Genomic DNA, 16,322 nt, shown 5'->3' with positions numbered 1-16,322 from the left:
GGCCCTTGCGCGCACCCGCGCGACGCCGCACACAGGGGCGGATGACCGACACCGCGGATTTCTTCGCCTCGCGCCGTGCCAACCGCATCGCCAAGGCGGCACTGGCGATCGGCCTTACCCTCTTCGGTCTGTGGATCAGCTCGACCTTCCTGCCGTCGCTCTTGTGGGCAGCCGTGATCGCGATCGCGATCGATCCGCTCTACACCCGCGCCGAATGCCGCTGGCCGGCCGCGCGGCGCGCGGTGCTGCCGAGCATCGCGACCGTGCTGATCGCCCTGCTCGTCCTGACCCCACTCGCGCTGGGCGTGGTGGAGGCGGCGCGCGAGGCGCAGGCGCTGCTGCAATGGCTCGCCAGTGCGCGCGAAAATGGGCTGCCCGTCCCGCAATGGGTCGCGCACATGCCCTATTCGAACGAGATTGCGGGCTGGTGGACGCAGAATCTCGCGACGCCCGAGGCGGCGAGCCACCAGTTCCACACCATCCGCCAGTCATTGCTGTTCGAGCAGTCGCGCCTGCTCGGCAAGGGCCTGATCCATCGTTCGGTGGTGTTCGCCTTCACGTTGATCGCCTTGTTCTTCCTGTTGCGCGAGCGCGACGCGTTCGTCGCGCAGATCCGCGTCGCGAGCACGCGCCTGCTCGGTCCCTCGGCCGAGCGGATCGGCGCACAGGTGGTGAAATCGGTGCGCGGCACGATCGACGGATTGGTGCTGGTCGGCATCGGCGAAGGCGCGGTGATGGCGGTGGTCTATCTGATCGCGCACGTGCCGCATCCGCTGCTGCTAGGCCTGCTGACGGCAGTAGCGGCGATGATCCCGTTCGGTGCGGCGGTGCTGTTCGGCATCGCGTCGGCGCTGCTGGTCGGCCAGGGCGCGGTCGGCTGGGCGGTCGGCGTCTTCGCACTCGGCATGGTGGTGGTCGGCATCGCCGACCATTTCGTGCGCCCGATCCTGATCGGCGGGGCGACGCGGCTGCCCTTCCTGTGGGTGCTGGTCGGCATCCTCGGCGGGGTCGAGAGCCTTGGGCTGCTCGGGCTGTTCGTCGGCCCGGCGACGATGGCGGCGCTGATGATGCTGTGGCGCGACCTGATCGCCGGCGCGGGCGGCGCGATGCCGGCGCCCGACCGCCCCTGCCCGCCCGACGCCGCGTCTTAGGGTTTAAGCCAACACACCGTCATGCCGGACTTGTTCCGGCATCCACGCTTACCCGTGGCGGCACGCTGGTGGTGGGGTGGACCCCGGAACAGGTCCGGGGTGACGGGTTAAACGCTCAGCCCTTCACGACCATCACGTCGATCGTCGCCGCCTTCGCTTCGGACAGCTGGATGTAGCTGCGGCCGGCGGGCAACTCGAACGCCACGATCTTGGCGATGCCCGAGCAGGCGGCACCATGCCCATGCGCGACCGACTTGAGCCGGTCGCCGCGATGCACCGCGTCGATCCAAGCGCCCTGCGACAATGCGAAGCGATAGGTGCCCGCGGCCGGGACGGTGATCGCGAAAAAGCCGCCGAAGCTGCCCGGCTTGGGCGCGCGGGCGAGCTTGGGCTCGAACGTCACCTCGGTGGCGGGCTTGAGCGCCAGCGTCGCCGCCTTGCCAGGCGCGAGCGTGTCGCCGGCCGGCTTGCCCCAGCCGTCGAAGCCAGGCTCGACGGCGGCGTGCGTACAGGTCGCGTCCTGCGCGATGGCAGGCGCGGACAGGATGGCGAAAATGGCGGCGGCGAACAGCTTCATATCAGCTTGATCTCCCTCAGGCGCTGCAACAGATAATCGTGCGCGGTGATCGGCTCCGGATACAGATTCGGCCGCTCCGCCGACAGGCAGCCGGGCAGCGTCTCGATCAGATAATCGGGGCGGAAATGCAGGAAGAACGGCATCGAATAGCGTGCGTGGCCGCGCCGCTCCGGCGCCGGGTTCATCACCCGGTGCGTGGTCGAACGGAGCACGTTGTTGGTCAGCCGCTGCAGCATGTCCCCCACATTCACCGCCAGTTCGCCCGCGCGCGGCTGCACCGGCAGCCAGTTGCCGTCGCGATCGAGCAATTCCAGCCCGGCTTCCTCCGCGCCGAGCAGCAGGGTGATCGTGTTGATATCCTCATGCGCGCCGGCACGGATCGAGGGGCCATCCATGCCCATCGCCGGATAATGGAGCAGGCGCAGCACGCTGTTGCCGTCGGCCACGGTATCGTCGAAGAAATCGGGCGACAGCGTCAGGTAGCGCGCGATCGCGGCGAGCAGTCGCCGCCCGGCTGCGTCGAGCGCATCGAACAATGCCAGTTCCGCCGCGCGGAAGCCGGCCACTTCGTCGGGCCACAGGTTTGGCGACATCAGATCGGTGAAACGGTGGCCGGACGGCAGCTCGCGTCCGACATGCCAGAATTCCTTGAGATCGTGCGCCTTGGCATCTTTGGCGGTCTCGATCCCGAACGGCGTATAGCCGCGCGCGCCGCCGGTGCCGGGCATGTGATAACGGCGCTTCACCTCCTCGGGCAGCGCGAAGAACGCCTTGGCCTTCGCCTCGGCCTCTGCGATCACCTCGGCCGGCACGCCATGATCGGAAACGATCGCGAAGCCGTAGCGCTCGAACGATCCGCCGAGCGCAGCGGCGAAGCCGACCGGATCAGACGCCTCCTGCGCGAGGCTGACGGTAGGGACGGCAGGGCGATCGAGCGTGGTGGCCATGCCGCCTCTTTATCAGTGCGCACCCCGTCGCAGAAGCCCCGCGGCGCGGCACGACATGGCAGCCTGTTCTGTCCGACATGCCGCCGCTTCTTAGGCCGGGCTGACCGGATGCGGCGCGTTTGGATCACCTAGGCTGCACGCGCGCAGGAAACCGAGGCATCCATTCAGCGGCTCACGGGCGGGTAGCAGACCGATCGCCGCCTGCTCGATGAAGCGCCCATGCGCCGACTTGGCCGCACCGCGCGCGACGAAGGCGGCATAGGCATCGGCGTTCCGCAACGCCGGGGCGCGGTGGCCGCACAGGATCAGGCCGCTCCACGCTGCGGTCGCCAGCAGCACGTCGCCGGCAAAGGCCCCAGCCAGCCCCGCCCACTGCACCGGATCGACGGCGGCGCCGGTAAGCGTAAGCATCTGCTCCCACGAAACCGCTGCACGATAACCGCGCAGCGGCCGCATGATCGCGAATTCGCGATCATCTGCCGGCGAGAAGCCGATATGCCCCGCCTCGCTGTCCGCCACTGAGATCTGCCCGTTCGGCGCAAGCGTCAGGGTCGCTGCGCCGACACCGTCGTCCAGCAGGATTATCGCCCAGCGTCCGGGCCGCGACATATCGGGCAACGGCGCACTGCCGAGCGGCTGCAGGGTATTCGCCGGAGCATTTGGCAGCGACCAGGCGGTCGCGACCATGTCGTTGAGGATCAACAGCGGACCGCCGATCATGCCACCCAGCCCCGAGCGAGAGAGGGTCCAGCGGGATCGCGCGACGCGGATCGTGTTGCCGACCGTGGGCCCGGGCAACGAAAGGACGCATCCCGCCGTGCGCAGATCGATGCCGGCCTGGCGCGCATACGCCATCAGCGCATCGGAGAATGTGATGAATGTGCCGGGCGAGATGGTGAGCGCATCGTCGAATCGTCCGGCGCCGGGATCGGCGCGGGCGAAGCGGACGGTTCCCGCCGTCGACAGGTCAGCCAGAATCCAGCTCTGTGTCGACACCACGGCCGCCCCCCCCCCAAGATCGCGCCCGCTTATTTTATGTACGGACGGCGGCGCCTAGCACGGACATGCTCTAAAAAGTCTTAACGCGGCCGGATCGAGCCTATCACCGTTTGAACAGGCCGCCGAGCAGGCCGCGCACGAGTTGGCCGCCGAGCTGCCCCGCCACCTGCCGGCCGAGCGAGGAGGCGACCGAGCGCGCGGCGGACTGGAGCATCTTGTCGGTCAGCGTGGGCTTGGCCGCTTCGCGCGCGGCGGCGGCGCGGGCGCGATCCTCGGCACGTGCCTGCGCGTCGGCCGCACGCTGCGCCTCGCGATCGCGGCGCGCCTGCTCGTCGGCGTCGAGCTTCGCCTGTTGCGCCGCGGCCTTGGCCTGCTCGGCCTGAACCTTCGCGGCAGCGGCTTCGGCGGTGGCCTTCTCCGTCGCGGCCTTGGCGTCGCCGGCCTTCGCCGCGAGCATCTCCGCCGCGCTCTCGCGATTGACGGCCGTGTCGTATTTGCCGGCGAGCGGCGAGGTCGAGACGATGATCGCGCGCTCCTTGTCGCTCAGCGGGCCGACGCGCGAGCAAGGCGGCCGGATCAGGGTGCGCGCGACCGGGCTCGGGCTGCCGTCCGGCTGGAGCAGCGAGACGAGCGCCTCGCCCACCTTCAGCTCAGTGATCGCGGTGGCGACGTCGACGCCAGGCGACGCGCGGAAGGTCTGCGCCGCGGCCTGCACCGCCTTCTGCTCGCGCGGGGTGAAGGCGTTCAACTTGTGCTGGACGCGGTTGCCGAGCTGGCCGGCGACGTCGTCGGGCACGTCGATCGGGTTCTGCGTGACGAAATAGACGCCGACGCCCTTCGACCGGATCAGCCGCACGACCTGTTCGATCTTGTCGAGCAAGGCTGGTGCCGCATCGTCGAACATCAGATGCGCTTCGTCGAAGAAGAAGACGAGCTTCGGCTTGTCGGGATCGCCCACCTCGGGCAGCGTCTCGAACAGCTCGGATAGCAGCCACAGCAGGAAGGTGGCGTAGAGCTTCGGCGCCGCCATCAGTTTGTCCGCCGCCAGCACGCTGATCGTGCCGCGCCCATTTTCGTCCACGATCATCATGTCGTGAATGTCGAGCGCGGGCTCGCCGAAGAATTGGTCGCCGCCCTGCGCCTCCAGCCCGAGCAGCTGGCGCTGGATCGTGCCGACGCTGGCGCGGGTGACGTTGCCGTAATGCGCCGAGAGATCGGCGGCATTCTCGGCCGCCCAGGCGAGCATCGCCTGAAGATCGGCCATGTCGAGCAGCAGCAGGCCCTGCTCGTCGGCGGCCTTGAACACGACCTGTAGCACGCCTTCCTGCGTGTCGTTGAGACCCATCAACCGGGCGAGCAGCAGCGGCCCCATCTCGCTCACGGTGGTGCGCACCGGGTGGCCCGCCTGGCCGAACAGATCCCAGAAGATCACCGGATTGTCGGCATAGGCCCAGTCGGTCATGCCGATCTCGGCCGCGCGCGCGGCAAAGGCGGCGTGGGCCGGCGCCATCGGCGAACCCGCCATGGCGAGCCCGGCGAGATCGCCCTTCACATCGGCCACGAACACCGGCACGCCCGCCTTGGAGAAGCCCTCGGCGATGCCCTGCAGCGTCACGGTCTTGCCCGTACCGGTCGCGCCCGCGATCAGTCCGTGACGGTTGGCGCGCTTCAGGCTGAGCGTCTGCGGCGCGACGCCAGCCTCGCCGGCGCCGACGAAGAGGCCGTTCGGATCGGTCATGGCGCTGTCCTTACGATTTCGGCGTCAGGCGCTCGAGCCCGCCCTGCCCGCCGCGTTCGCCGTCGGTCAGCAGCCACAATGCGCCGTCGGGCCCGGTGGTCACGAAGCGGATGCGCGCGCCCATATCCCAGCGCTCCGCCTCGCGCGCGTTGGTGCCGTCGAACGCGACGCGCACCAGCGCCTTCGAGGCGAGCCCGCCGATAAAGGCCGATCCCTTCCACTGCGGGAACAGGCCGGCATAATAGAAAGTGAGCCCGCCGGGCGCGATCACCGGATTCCAGTAGAGCTTGGGCTTCTCGAACTCGGGATGCGTGTCGGGATTGGCGATCTCCGGCCCGTCATAGTTGCGACCGTAGGAGACGACCGGCCAGCCATAATTCTTGCCGGGCAGGATCAGGTTGAGCTCGTCGCCGCCGCGCGGGCCATGCTCGACCTCCCACAGATGGCCGGCGGCATCGAAGGCGAGGCCGTAGGGATTGCGGTGGCCGCTGCTCCACGTCTCGGCCGGCGTCAGATTCGGACCGGGCAGCGTCACCTTGTGCACCGGCGCATCGGGGGCGGTGATGCTGTTCTTGGGCGGATCGATCATGTTGATCGTCTGCGATCCCTGCTTGCCCGCCATCGGGTTGCCCGGCCACGGCTTGCCGTCGAGCGTCAGGTGCAGGATCTTGCCGATCGCCTGATCGGGATCCTGGGCGGGGGTGAAGCGCATCCGCTCGCCCGAGGCGAGGAACAGGCTCTTTCCATCGGGCGCGAAGGCGACATAGGCGCCGAACTGGCCACCCTTGCCGCGCGGCAGCTGGCGCCAGATCACCTTGAGCTTGTCGAGCTTCGCCGTCCCCTGCCCGATCGTCAGCGTCGCATGCGCCAGCGCGAGCCCCGAGCCCTCCTCGCCCGGCTCCGAATAGGTGATGTAGACGCCGTGATCGCGCGCGTAGGTCGGTGCGGTGGCGACGAACAGCAGGCCGCCCTGTCCTTCATATTTGACCGCCGGCACGCCCGACACCTCGACCTTGCCGCCCTTCGGATCGACCAGCTGGATATGCCCGGTCTTCTCGGTGACGAGCATCCGGCCGTCGGAAATGAAGGCGAGCGCCCACGGATGATCAAGCGCGACGATCGGCGTGACGACGAACGGCTTGTCCGGATTCGGCTGGCTGTTGCCTGCATTCATCTGCGCGACGGCGGGTGCGGCGACCAGCAGCAGGGCCGCGGGAAAAAGGGCAGCGGAACGGGTGGAGCGCGGCATCATCATCCTTTCGCATCGGCCGGCTTGTCGCACGGTCGGGTCGCGGCTATATGGCCCATGTCCCTCGACATTGGAAACACTGGCGAGGCCGGACCGAACGGTTCCGGCTCGGACAGTCGCATATTCCAGTCGGAGCAGCATGACGGACATCGCGCGCATCGCCCAGTTGATCGAGCCGGAGGCCAAGGCACTCGGCTTCGAGCTCGTGCGCGTGGCGATGTTCGGCGGCAAATCGGACCCGCGGCTGCAGGTGATGGCGGAGCGGCCGGACACGCGCCAGCTCGACCTGTCGGATTGCGAGGCGCTGTCGCGGCGCATCTCCGACGTGCTGGATGCCGAGGATCCGATCGAGGAGGCATATCGGCTTGAGGTCTCCTCGCCGGGCATCGATCGGCCGCTCACCCGGCTGCAGGATTATGCCGATTGGGCCGGCTTCGAGGCGCGCATCAAGCTCACTGCGCCGCTCGATGGCCGCAAGCAGTTCGATGCGCGGCTCGACGGACTCGAAGGCGACACCGTCAAGGTATATGCTGACCGCGTCGGCGAGATGCTTATTCCGTTCGGCCAGATCGTCAGCGCCAAGCTGTTGCTGACCGACGCATTGATCAAGGCGACCGCGCCGCTCTCCGCAGAGGGCGCGGACAAGATTTCAGAGGAAGGGTAAGACCATCATGGCCACCGCCATCTCCGCCAACAAGGCCGAGCTGCTCGCCATCGCCGACTCGGTCGCGCGCGAAAAGCTGATCGACCGCACCATCGTCATCGAGGCGATGGAAGACGCGATCCAGCGCGCCGCCAAGGCTCGCTACGGCGCCGAGAACGACATCCGCGCGAAGATCGACCCCAAGTCGGGCGACCTGCGGCTGTGGCGCGTCGTCGAGGTGGTCGAGGAGGTCGACAATTACTTCACGCAGGTGAACGTCGCCGAGGCGCAGAAGCTTCAGCCGGGCGCGGTCGTCGGCGACTATATCGTCGACCCGCTGCCGCCGATCGAGTTCGGCCGCATCGCGGCGCAGGCGGCCAAGCAGGTGATCTTCCAGAAGGTCCGCGACGCCGAGCGCGAGCGCCAGTATGACGAGTTCAAGGATCGCGCGGGCGAGATCATCGTCGGTACGGTCAAATCGGTCGAATTCGGCCACGTCGTCGTCAATCTCGGCCGCGCTGAGGGCGTGATCCGCCGCGACGCGCAGATCCCGCGCGAGGTGCTGCGCAAGGACGATCGCGTCCGCGCGATCATCCTGAAGGTGGTGCGCGAAAATCGCGGGCCGCAGATCTTCCTCAGCCGCGCGCACCCGGACTTCATGAAGAAGCTGTTCGCGCAGGAAGTGCCCGAAATCTACGACGGCATCATCGAGATCAAGGCGGCCGCGCGCGATCCCGGCAGCCGCGCCAAGATCGGCGTCATCAGCCGCGACAGTTCGATCGATCCGGTCGGCGCGTGCGTCGGCATGAAGGGCAGCCGCGTGCAGGCGGTGGTGCAGGAGCTGCAGGGCGAGAAGATCGACATCATCCCCTGGTCGCCCGACACCGCCACCTTCGTCGTCAACGCGCTGCAGCCGGCGCAGGTCGCGCGCGTGCTGATCGACGAGGAAGAGAGCCGCATCGAGGTCGTCGTTCCCGACGATCAGCTGTCGCTCGCGATCGGCCGCCGCGGCCAGAACGTGCGGCTGGCGAGCCAGCTCACCGGCTCGGCGATCGACATCCTGACCGAGGCGGACGCGAGCGAGAAGCGCCAGCGCGAGTTCGTCAAGAACAGCGAGACCTTCCAGACCGAGCTCGACGTCGACGAGACGCTCGCGCAGTTGCTGGTCGCCGAGGGCTTCTCGACGCTGGACGAGGTCGCCTATGTCGAAGTCGAGGAGCTCGCCCAGATCGAGGGTCTCGACGAAGAGATCGCCGGCGAACTGCAGAACCGCGCCGCCGAGGCGCTGGAGCGGCAGGAGACCGCCAATCGCGAGGCGCGCCAGGCACTGGGCGTCGAGGATGCGGTGGGCGAACTGCCGTTCATCACCGAGGCGATGATGGTGACGCTCGGCAAAGCCGGCATCAAGACGCTCGACGACGTGGGCGATCTTTCGACCGACGAACTGGTCGAGAAGCCGCGCGCCGAGCCGCGCCGCCGCAAGGAAGGCGCGCCCGCACCGAAGCCCGACAAGGGCGGTGTGCTCGCCGGCTACGGCCTGTCGATGGAGCAGGGCCAGGAGATCATCATGGCCGCCCGCCATGCCGCCGGCTGGTTCGGCGACGAGGAGGAGGCTCCGGCCGCCGAGGGCGAGGGGGTGCAGGGCTGATGCCGTTCATCGCCATCGAACTCGCCGGCTCGGCCACCAAGGAGCAGAAGGCCGCGATCGTCGCGGACGTGACGCGCTCGATGGTCGAGCGGCTGGGCAAGCCCGCCGCCGCCGTGCAGATCGTCATCAACGAGCATTCGACCGGGAATTACGGTGCCGCCGGCATCCTGATTGCCGATCGCCCCGCCCCTCCCCCCAAGGAGGTCGCGCCCGCGAATGTCGGACAATGAGACGCCAGCGGACCTGACGGTCGCCCCGCCCTTTGTGCCCAAGGCCAAGGGGGAGAGCGAACGTACCTGCATCCTTTCGGGCAAGAAGGCGCCGCCCGAGGCATTGATCCGGCTCGCGCTCGGCCCGGACGGCAGCGTCGCGCCCGACGTGCGCGCCAAGGCGCCGGGGCGCGGCGCGTGGATCGGGGTCGATCGCGCCACGCTGCAGGAGGCGATCGGCAAAGGCCGGCTCGCCAAGGCGTTGGCGCGCGCGTTCAAGACCGCCGTCACCGTTCCGGCTGACCTTGCCGAGCAGATCGAGCGCGCGCTGGAACGCGCCACGCTCGATCGGCTCGGGCTGGAGGCCCGCGCCGGCCAGATCGTCACCGGCACCGAACGGATCGCCGATGCGGCACGTGGCGGCACGGTCGCGCTGCTGCTCCACGCCCGCGACGCCGCCGCCGACGGCACGCGCAAGCTGGATCAGGCGCTGCGCGTCGGCCTCGACATGGAGGGTTCGTCGCTCCGCGGACTCGCAATCCCGGCGACACGCGCCATATTGTCGATGGCGCTGGGTCGCGAGAATGTGGTACATCTTGCGCTTGTCGCGCCGGCAGCCGCTGCGCGCGTGTCGGAAGCGCTCGGCCGGTGGCGCGGCTACATAGGCCCTGATGACGAGCCATGAGCCTGCGGGTTTCCCGCGAGGTGAGCATCGGCACGAATGATTGAGATGAGGGTTCGGGTTACCAGATGAGCGATAACGACAAGCCTAAACTTGGAATGCGCGCCCCGCTCGGCGTGCGCCGCACGGTCGAGACCGGCAAAGTGAAGCAGAGCTTCAGCCACGGCCGATCGAACACCGTGATCGTCGAAACCAAGAAGGCCCGCACCTTCCGCAAGCCGGGCGATCCCGCCCCGGCGCATGAGCCCGAGGTCGAGGCAGCGACGCCCGCCGTCGTCGCAGCGCCCGAGCCTGCGCCGATTGCGCAGCCCGCACCCGTGCGTCCGCCGGTCCAGCAGCGCCCGATGACGCCGCTGGAGCGCCGCGAGCAGCAGGAGCGTCTGCTGCGCGAGGCCGACGAAGCGCGCATGAACTCGCTGGAGGAAGCCCGCCGCCGCGAGGAGCGCAACGCCCGCGACGCATCGGAAGAAGAGCGCCGTCGTGCCGACGAGAGCCGCCGCGCCGCGGACGACGAGGCCCAGCGCCTCGTGGCCGAGCAGGCCGCCGTCGTGGCAGAGCCCGAAGCGCAGGCAGCCGAACCCGCTGCTGCACCCGTCCCAACCACCGTCGCCGCAGCGCCCGAAGCCGTGCCGACCGAGGAAGCGCCCCGCCCCGCCGGCAGCGTCGTGCCGCCGCCGCGTCGTTTCACGCCCGTCGTGGCACCCAAGCGGCCCGAGCCGCCGGTTCGCCCCGCGCGCGGCCGTGTCGGCGACGACCGGCGCCAGTCGGGCAAGCTCACCGTCACCCGCGCGCTCGACGAGGGCGATGGCGGGGCACGGGCACGCAGCCTCGCCGCGCTGAAGCGCTCGCGCGAGAAGGACAAGCGCGCGCACCAGTCCGGCCCCTCGGCCAAGCAGGTGCGCGACGTTCAGGTGCCCGAGGCGATCACCGTCGCCGAGCTTGCCAACCGCATGGCGGAGCGTACCTCCGACCTGGTCAAGGCATTGTTCAAGATGGGCACGCCCGTCACCTCGAACCAGACGATCGACCAGGACACGGCCGAGCTGCTGGTGTCCGAGTTCGGCCACAACATCCGTCGCGTCAGCGAGAGCGACATCGACATCCAGACCGAGACCGACGTCGACGAGACCGAGACGCTCAAGTCGCGGCCGCCGGTCGTGACGATCATGGGTCATGTCGATCACGGCAAGACCAGCCTGCTCGACGCGCTGCGCGGCACCGACATCGCCTCGGGCGAAGCCGGTGGCATCACGCAACATATCGGCGCCTATCAGGTGACGCAGAAGGACGGATCGAAGATCACCTTCCTCGACACGCCGGGCCACGAGGCGTTCAGCGAAATGCGCGCGCGCGGCGCCGACGTGACCGACATCGTCGTGATCGTGGTCGCGGGTGACGACGGCATCCGCCCGCAGACGATCGAGGCGATCAACCACACCAAGGCGGCCGGCAAGCCGATGATCGTGGCGATCAACAAGATGGACAAGCCCGGCTCCAACGCCCAGCGCGTCCGCGAGGCGCTCCTGCAATATGACGTGCAGGTGGAAAGCATGGGCGGCGACACGCAGGAAGTGCAGGTCTCCGCCACCGCCAAGACCGGCCTCGACGAGCTGATCGAGAAGATCCAGATCCAGGCCGAGCTGATGGAGCTGACTGCCAACCCCGATCGCGAGGCCGAGGGCGTCGTCATCGAGGCGCAGCTCGACAAGGGCCGCGGCCCGGTTGCGACGATCATCGTGCGGCGCGGCACGCTCAAGACCGGCGACATCTTCGTCGTCGGTGCCGAGAGCGGCAAGGTGCGCGCATTGCTCGACGACAAGGGCAAGCCGATCAAGTCGGCCGGCCCGTCCCTGCCGGTCGAGATCCTCGGCATGTCGGGCGTGCCGCAGGCAGCCGACCAGCTGACCGTGGTCGAGAACGAGGCGCGCGCCCGCGAGGTCGCGGCCTATCGCGCCAGCGTGATCCAGCAGCGTCGCACGACGCAGGCGCCGGCATCGCTCGAGAGCATGTTCTCGTCGTTGCGTGCCAAGCAGGCGCAGCAATATCCGGTGGTGGTCAAGGCCGATGCCCAGGGCTCGGTCGAGGCGATCGTCTCGTCGCTCAACAAGATCTCGACCGACGATATCCAGGTGCGCATCCTGCACTCGGGCGTCGGCGGCATCACCGAGAGCGACGTGACGCTGGCGGCGGCGAGCCGTGCGCCGATCATCGGCTTCAACGTGCGCGCCAATGCCAAGGCACGCGAGATCGCCACGCGCGACGGGGTCGCGCTCAAATATTATGACGTGATCTACGATTTGCTCGACGAGATCCGCGCGGCGATGGCCGGTCAGCTCGGTCCCGAATATTTCGAGACCGTCGTCGGCCGCGCCGAGGTCCGCGAGGTCTTCTCGGCGGGCAAGCACGGCAAGGCCGCGGGCCTGCTCGTCACCGAGGGCTACATCAAGAAGGATCTGCGTGCTCGCCTCACCCGCGAGGACGTCATCATCTACAACGGCAAGATTGCCTCGTTGCGTCGCTTCAAGGACGACGTGGCCGAGGTTCGCGCCGGCCTCGAGTGCGGCATCACCATCGAGGGTTCGACCGACGTCAAGCCGGGCGACTTCCTCGAGACGTTCGAGGTCGAGGAGCGCGCGCGCACGCTGTGACCTTTCGGTCCGGCGACGCAGCTTCCGCGTCATTCCAGCGCAAGCCGGGATCTCCTGCTATCGGGAGATCCCAGACTTCGCTGGGGTGACGGGCTTTGGTGAGGGAACCGCATGCGCCACAACGACATGAGCGAGGGCAAGTCGGTCCGCCTGCTGCGCGTGGGCGAGCAGGTGCGCCACAAACTGGCCGACATCCTGCTGCGCGGTGACGTGCATGACGAGGTGCTGGCCGCCATCCACGTCTCGGTCACCGAGGTCCGCATGTCGCCCGATCTGCGTCACGCGACCGTGTTCGTGAAGCCCTTGCTCGGCGCGGACGAGGCCAAGGTGCTGAAGGCGCTGCGCACCAACACCGCTTATTTCCAGGGCGAGGTCGCCAAGGCGGTGAACCTCAAATATGCCGCACGGCTGAAGTTCCTGCCCGACGAGAGCTTCGACGAGGGCGCGCGCATCGATGCGCTGTTGCGTGCGCCGACGGTCGCGCGCGATCTCGCCGAAGACGATGACGACTGATTTCGCGCGGCTCGCGCATCCGCCCGAGCCCGCGCTGGTCGCGCTCGCCGAACACCACCGGACAGCGCTCAAGGCGGCCTGCGCCGAAGATAGCGCGATCTGGCCGATCTATTCGGTCTCGTTCGACCCCGACCATTTCGACGCGCAGTTCGATCGGATCCTGGCCGATCCCAACCACATCGCCTTCGCGATCAAGGACGACGACGCGGTATGCGGAATGACCGCTTACCTGAACCTCAAGCCGGCGTTCGAGACGGTCGAGATCGGCAACACCTATCTGCGTCCTGCCGTGCGTGGCACCGGCCTCAATCGCCGGATCAAGGATGCAATGATCGGCCATGCCTTCGCCTGCGGCATTCGGCGCATCGAATTCCGCATCGACGATCGCAATGCCCGGTCGAAGGCGGCGGTCCGCAAGCTGAGCGCGATGCAGGACGGGCTGATCCGCGCCGAGCGTGTCACATGGACGGGACATGTGCGTGATACCGCCTTGTTCTCGATCCTGGCGGGGGAATGGGCATGAGAGCAGCTCTGACGTTGGCGGCGTGGGCGCTCCTGTCGGCAACGGCAATCGCCGCGCCACCCGAGATGCTGCCGCCCAACATGGATGCGGTCACAAGCGATACTGCCGTCGATACGGCGCATCCCGCCGCGATGGTCGCGTTCCGCCTGCCGAGCCATGGCGCCTTGCTCAACGCCGTCCTCTACACGCCGAGCGGCGGCGAGGCCCACGCGACGCTGCTGCTGCTGCATGGCCTGCCCGGCAACGAGCAGAATCTCGATCTCGCCCAAGCCGCCCGGCGTGCCGGGTGGAACGTTCTGACCTTCCACTATCGCGGTAGCTGGGGCAGCCCGGGCGTCTTCTCGTTCGCGAACTGCGCCGAGGATGCGGCTGCCGCGCTGGCGTGGTTGCGCGATCCGGCCAACGTGCAGAAATACCACCTCAAGGCCGACCGCATCGTCGTCGCCGGACACAGCATGGGCGGGGCGATGGCGGCGCGCGTGGCTGCGGCGGACAAGGATGTCGCCGGCGTGCTGCTGATCGATCCGTTCGATCTGGCCGGTACTGGGCGCGGCTTTGCCGATCCGGCCAAGCGGCAGGCGTTCGACGCCGGCGAACTGCACGACGACATGCCCCCGCTCGCCGGCACGAGCGAGGATACGCTACTCGACGAGATTGCCCGCGCCGACCCCGCCTTCGATCTTGCCGCCAACGCGCGCGCGCTGGCCGACCGGCCGCTGATGGTGATCGGCGCCGAGCGCGGGATCGCGGCGCAGGGCATCGCCGCCGCCGACGCGGCACGCGCCGCCGGCGCACCGTGGGTAACGTCGCTCACCATGCCGACCGACCACAGCTTCTCCGACCATCGCATCGCGCTGGAGACGGAGGTGCTGAAGTGGCTGTGGACCGTTCCCGGCCGCAGCGTGTCATTCACCGGCACGGCATGGCAGCCCGACAATATCTTCGCGAAGATGACGCGCGGCGAGGTCAAGGTCGCGACCGTCTACGAGGACAAGTACGTCCTCGCCTTCATGGGCAATCATCCGGAATCGATCGGCCACGTCCTCGTCATCTCCAAGGTCGCGCATGCGCGCAACATCATGGAGATCCCGCCGGTTGAGCTGAACCGGGTGATGGCGGTCGCGCGCCGCGTCGCCATTGCCGAGCGCGCGGTGCTGCATCCGCAGGGCGTAGTGATCCAGCAGAATAACGGCAATGCGCAGAGCATCCCGCACCTGCACGTCCACGTTTACCCGTCCTACGCCGTGTCGCCGTGGCTGACGACGCCGGCGCCGATGGCAGAGTTCACCGATCTGCAGGCGGTGGCGGCCAAGCTGCGCGCGGCGATGCCGCAGTGAGCGCAGCCGCCCGGCCGCCGCTGCACGGCTGGCTGGTCCTCGACAAGCCGGTCGGGCTCGGCTCGACCCAGGCGGTCAGCGCGGTCAAGCGCGCGCTGCGCGTCGGCGGCTATGCCAAGGCGCGCGTCGGCCATGGCGGAACGCTCGATCCGCTCGCCAGCGGCGTACTGCCGATCGCGATCGGCGAGGCGACCAAGCTGGCAGGCCGCATGCTCGACGCCGACAAGGCATATGACTTCACCCTCAGCTTCGGCGTCGAAACCACCACGCTGGATGCGGAGGGCGCAGTCGCGGCCGAAAGCCCGGTGCGGCCGACGCTCGCGCAGATAATCGCGGTGCTGCCTCGCTTCACCGGCCCGATCGCGCAGACGCCGCCCGCTTTCTCCGCGCTCAAGATCGACGGCAAGCGCGCCTACGATCTTGCACGCGCGGGCGAGGAGGTCGTGCTGGCGAGCCGGGACGTGACGATTCACAGCCTCTGTATCCTCCCCGGCACGGGGAGGGGGACCGCCGGCGAAGCCGGGGGTAGAGGGGGAGGCGCCCTACCCCTCCACCAGCCTGCGGCTGGTCCCCCTCCCCGTGCTGGGGAGGAGATGGGACAAATCACCCTCTCCGCCCGCGTGTCCAAGGGCACCTATATCCGCAGCCTCGCGCGCGACATCGCCTATGCGCTGGGCACGGTGGGGCACGTCACCATGCTCCGTCGCACCAAAGCGGGCCCGTTCACCCTTGAATCGGCGATTTCGCTCGACATATTGGATGAAGCCGCTAGGGACGCGCGGCTGCAGGAGCTGCTCCTGCCGCTTCAGGTTGGACTGGTCGACATCCCGGTCCTCTGCCTGACGCCCGATCAGGCCACAGCACTCCGCCAGGGGCGCCGGCTGACGGGATACGCAGTACCACCCGGTCCTACCCTCGCTATGCTGGGCGAAACGCCCGTCGCATTGGTCGATGTGGGGGACGAAATAAAGGTGGTGCGCGGCTTCAACCTGATGTCGGAGTGAAGACATGACGATTACCGCCGAGCGTAAGGCCGAAGTCATCAAGGACAATGCCCGGGCCGAGGGCGACACTGGCTCCCCCGAGGTGCAGATCGCGATCCTGACGGAGCGCATCACCAACCTGACCGAGCACTTCAAGGGCCACGCCAAGGACAACCATTCGCGTCGCGGCCTGCTGATGATGGTGAACAACCGCCGCAGCCTGCTCGACTATCTCAAGAAGAGCGACCAGGCCCGCTACAGCGCGCTGATCGCGAAGCTCGGCCTTCGCAAGTAACCGGAAGGGGCGGTCGCAAGGCCGCCCTTTTTCATATGGCTGTCACCTCAGCGTGCGCTGGGTGACGAAATCAATACGACGAGGCGGCAATCCGGCCGCCGGTCCAAGGGGCACGCAGTCCCGCACCGCCGCTGGCCGGATAGCCAGCACTAGAGGCCCCCGCCGCATAGGGCTGCGGGA

General features: G+C 68.3%; 16 protein-coding genes. 11 read left to right on the top strand and 5 right to left on the bottom strand.

What is annotated here, in order from left to right:
• The first annotated feature begins 41 nt into the window (after window positions 1-41).
• A complete protein-coding gene (locus tag K8P63_RS07855; RefSeq protein WP_223799255.1) occupies window positions 42-1,151 on the top strand; it encodes an AI-2E family transporter in 1,110 nt (369 codons plus the stop codon).
• 115 nt (window positions 1,152-1,266) lie between these two features.
• On the opposite strand, the gene K8P63_RS07850 is transcribed toward K8P63_RS07855, so the two are convergent.
• From K8P63_RS07850 to K8P63_RS07830, 5 genes are all read right to left on the bottom strand, one after another.
• Complete coding sequence (locus K8P63_RS07850; RefSeq protein WP_223799254.1) at window positions 1,267-1,728, bottom strand: hypothetical protein; 462 nt, start codon at window positions 1,726-1,728, stop codon at window positions 1,267-1,269.
• Window positions 1,725-2,675, bottom strand: a complete 951-nt coding sequence (locus K8P63_RS07845) for an isopenicillin N synthase family dioxygenase (RefSeq protein WP_223799253.1) — start codon at window positions 2,673-2,675, stop codon at window positions 1,725-1,727. Before K8P63_RS07845 ends, K8P63_RS07850 begins: the two co-directional genes overlap by 4 nt.
• A gap of 90 nt (window positions 2,676-2,765) precedes the next feature.
• Window positions 2,766-3,671, bottom strand: coding sequence for a glucokinase (locus K8P63_RS07840; RefSeq protein WP_223799252.1), 906 nt, complete (start codon window positions 3,669-3,671; stop codon window positions 2,766-2,768).
• 106 nt (window positions 3,672-3,777) lie between these two features.
• A complete protein-coding gene (locus tag K8P63_RS07835) occupies window positions 3,778-5,412 on the bottom strand; it encodes a helicase HerA-like domain-containing protein (RefSeq protein WP_223799251.1) in 1,635 nt (544 codons plus the stop codon).
• Window positions 5,413-5,422: 10 nt separating this feature from the next.
• A complete protein-coding gene (locus K8P63_RS07830; protein WP_449618976.1) occupies window positions 5,423-6,664 on the bottom strand; it encodes a PQQ-dependent sugar dehydrogenase in 1,242 nt (413 codons plus the stop codon).
• Window positions 6,665-6,800: 136 nt separating this feature from the next.
• Here K8P63_RS07830 and rimP point away from each other — a divergent pair, with 136 nt between their 5' ends.
• The 10 genes from rimP to rpsO all read left to right on the top strand — a co-directional run bounded on the left by rimP (window position 6,801) and on the right by rpsO (window position 16,142).
• On the top strand, window positions 6,801-7,325 hold the full coding sequence (gene rimP / locus K8P63_RS07825) for a ribosome maturation protein RimP (RefSeq protein WP_223799249.1): 525 nt from the start codon (window positions 6,801-6,803) through the stop codon (window positions 7,323-7,325).
• Between the two features lie 7 nt (window positions 7,326-7,332).
• Entirely contained in the window at window positions 7,333-8,952 is a 1,620-nt protein-coding gene (gene nusA, locus K8P63_RS07820) for a transcription termination factor NusA (RefSeq protein WP_223799248.1), read from the top strand.
• Window positions 8,952-9,182 (top strand): tautomerase family protein, encoded by a 231-nt coding sequence (locus tag K8P63_RS07815; RefSeq protein WP_223799247.1) that lies wholly within the window; start codon window positions 8,952-8,954, stop codon window positions 9,180-9,182. Before nusA ends, K8P63_RS07815 begins: the two co-directional genes overlap by 1 nt.
• Complete coding sequence (locus K8P63_RS07810) at window positions 9,169-9,846, top strand: RNA-binding protein (RefSeq protein ID WP_223799246.1); 678 nt, start codon at window positions 9,169-9,171, stop codon at window positions 9,844-9,846. Before K8P63_RS07815 ends, K8P63_RS07810 begins: the two co-directional genes overlap by 14 nt.
• A gap of 65 nt (window positions 9,847-9,911) precedes the next feature.
• The gene (gene infB / locus K8P63_RS07805; protein ID WP_223799245.1) at window positions 9,912-12,491 is read left to right on the top strand and encodes a translation initiation factor IF-2; all 2,580 of its coding nucleotides are present in this window, start codon (window positions 9,912-9,914) and stop codon (window positions 12,489-12,491) included.
• 111 nt (window positions 12,492-12,602) lie between these two features.
• Window positions 12,603-13,004, top strand: coding sequence for a 30S ribosome-binding factor RbfA (rbfA, locus tag K8P63_RS07800; protein WP_223799244.1), 402 nt, complete (start codon window positions 12,603-12,605; stop codon window positions 13,002-13,004).
• The gene (locus tag K8P63_RS07795) at window positions 12,994-13,527 is read left to right on the top strand and encodes a GNAT family N-acetyltransferase (RefSeq protein ID WP_223799243.1); all 534 of its coding nucleotides are present in this window, start codon (window positions 12,994-12,996) and stop codon (window positions 13,525-13,527) included. Before rbfA ends, K8P63_RS07795 begins: the two co-directional genes overlap by 11 nt.
• Window positions 13,524-14,864 (top strand): alpha/beta fold hydrolase, encoded by a 1,341-nt coding sequence (locus K8P63_RS07790; protein ID WP_223799242.1) that lies wholly within the window; start codon window positions 13,524-13,526, stop codon window positions 14,862-14,864. The genes K8P63_RS07795 and K8P63_RS07790 overlap by 4 nt, the downstream gene beginning before the upstream one ends.
• 20 nt (window positions 14,865-14,884) lie before the next feature.
• Entirely contained in the window at window positions 14,885-15,868 is a 984-nt protein-coding gene (gene truB / locus K8P63_RS07785; protein ID WP_223799774.1) for a tRNA pseudouridine(55) synthase TruB, read from the top strand.
• A 4-nt stretch (window positions 15,869-15,872) separates the two neighbouring features.
• Window positions 15,873-16,142, top strand: a complete 270-nt coding sequence (rpsO, locus tag K8P63_RS07780) for a 30S ribosomal protein S15 (RefSeq protein WP_223799241.1) — start codon at window positions 15,873-15,875, stop codon at window positions 16,140-16,142.
• The last annotated feature ends 180 nt before the right edge of the window (window positions 16,143-16,322 follow it).

It is taken from the genome of Sphingomonas nostoxanthinifaciens, assembly GCF_019930585.1.
Classification (GTDB): Bacteria; Pseudomonadota; Alphaproteobacteria; order Sphingomonadales; family Sphingomonadaceae; genus Sphingomonas_I; species Sphingomonas_I nostoxanthinifaciens.
Note: the sequence above shows the minus strand (reverse complement) of the source record. Positions and strands in the feature narration are given on the sequence as shown.

What these genes read in the sequence shown, in the direction of transcription:
- K8P63_RS07835 (WP_223799251.1), bottom strand. Translation starts at nt 5,412, where the DNA reads ATGACCGATCCGAACGGCCTCTTCGTCGGCGCCGGCGAGGCTGGCGTC.
- K8P63_RS07795 (WP_223799243.1), top strand. Translation starts at nt 12,994, where the DNA reads ATGACGACTGATTTCGCGCGGCTCGCGCATCCGCCCGAGCCCGCGCTG.
- K8P63_RS07810 (WP_223799246.1), top strand. Translation starts at nt 9,169, where the DNA reads ATGTCGGACAATGAGACGCCAGCGGACCTGACGGTCGCCCCGCCCTTT.
- K8P63_RS07850 (WP_223799254.1), bottom strand. Translation starts at nt 1,728, where the DNA reads ATGAAGCTGTTCGCCGCCGCCATTTTCGCCATCCTGTCCGCGCCTGCC.
- infB (WP_223799245.1), top strand. Translation starts at nt 9,912, where the DNA reads ATGAGCGATAACGACAAGCCTAAACTTGGAATGCGCGCCCCGCTCGGC.
- K8P63_RS07855 (WP_223799255.1), top strand. Translation starts at nt 42, where the DNA reads ATGACCGACACCGCGGATTTCTTCGCCTCGCGCCGTGCCAACCGCATC.
- K8P63_RS07830 (WP_449618976.1), bottom strand. Translation starts at nt 6,664, where the DNA reads ATGATGCCGCGCTCCACCCGTTCCGCTGCCCTTTTTCCCGCGGCCCTG.
- nusA (WP_223799248.1), top strand. Translation starts at nt 7,333, where the DNA reads ATGGCCACCGCCATCTCCGCCAACAAGGCCGAGCTGCTCGCCATCGCC.
- rimP (WP_223799249.1), top strand. Translation starts at nt 6,801, where the DNA reads ATGACGGACATCGCGCGCATCGCCCAGTTGATCGAGCCGGAGGCCAAG.
- K8P63_RS07790 (WP_223799242.1), top strand. Translation starts at nt 13,524, where the DNA reads ATGAGAGCAGCTCTGACGTTGGCGGCGTGGGCGCTCCTGTCGGCAACG.
- K8P63_RS07815 (WP_223799247.1), top strand. Translation starts at nt 8,952, where the DNA reads ATGCCGTTCATCGCCATCGAACTCGCCGGCTCGGCCACCAAGGAGCAG.
- K8P63_RS07845 (WP_223799253.1), bottom strand. Translation starts at nt 2,675, where the DNA reads ATGGCCACCACGCTCGATCGCCCTGCCGTCCCTACCGTCAGCCTCGCG.
- rpsO (WP_223799241.1), top strand. Translation starts at nt 15,873, where the DNA reads ATGACGATTACCGCCGAGCGTAAGGCCGAAGTCATCAAGGACAATGCC.
- rbfA (WP_223799244.1), top strand. Translation starts at nt 12,603, where the DNA reads ATGCGCCACAACGACATGAGCGAGGGCAAGTCGGTCCGCCTGCTGCGC.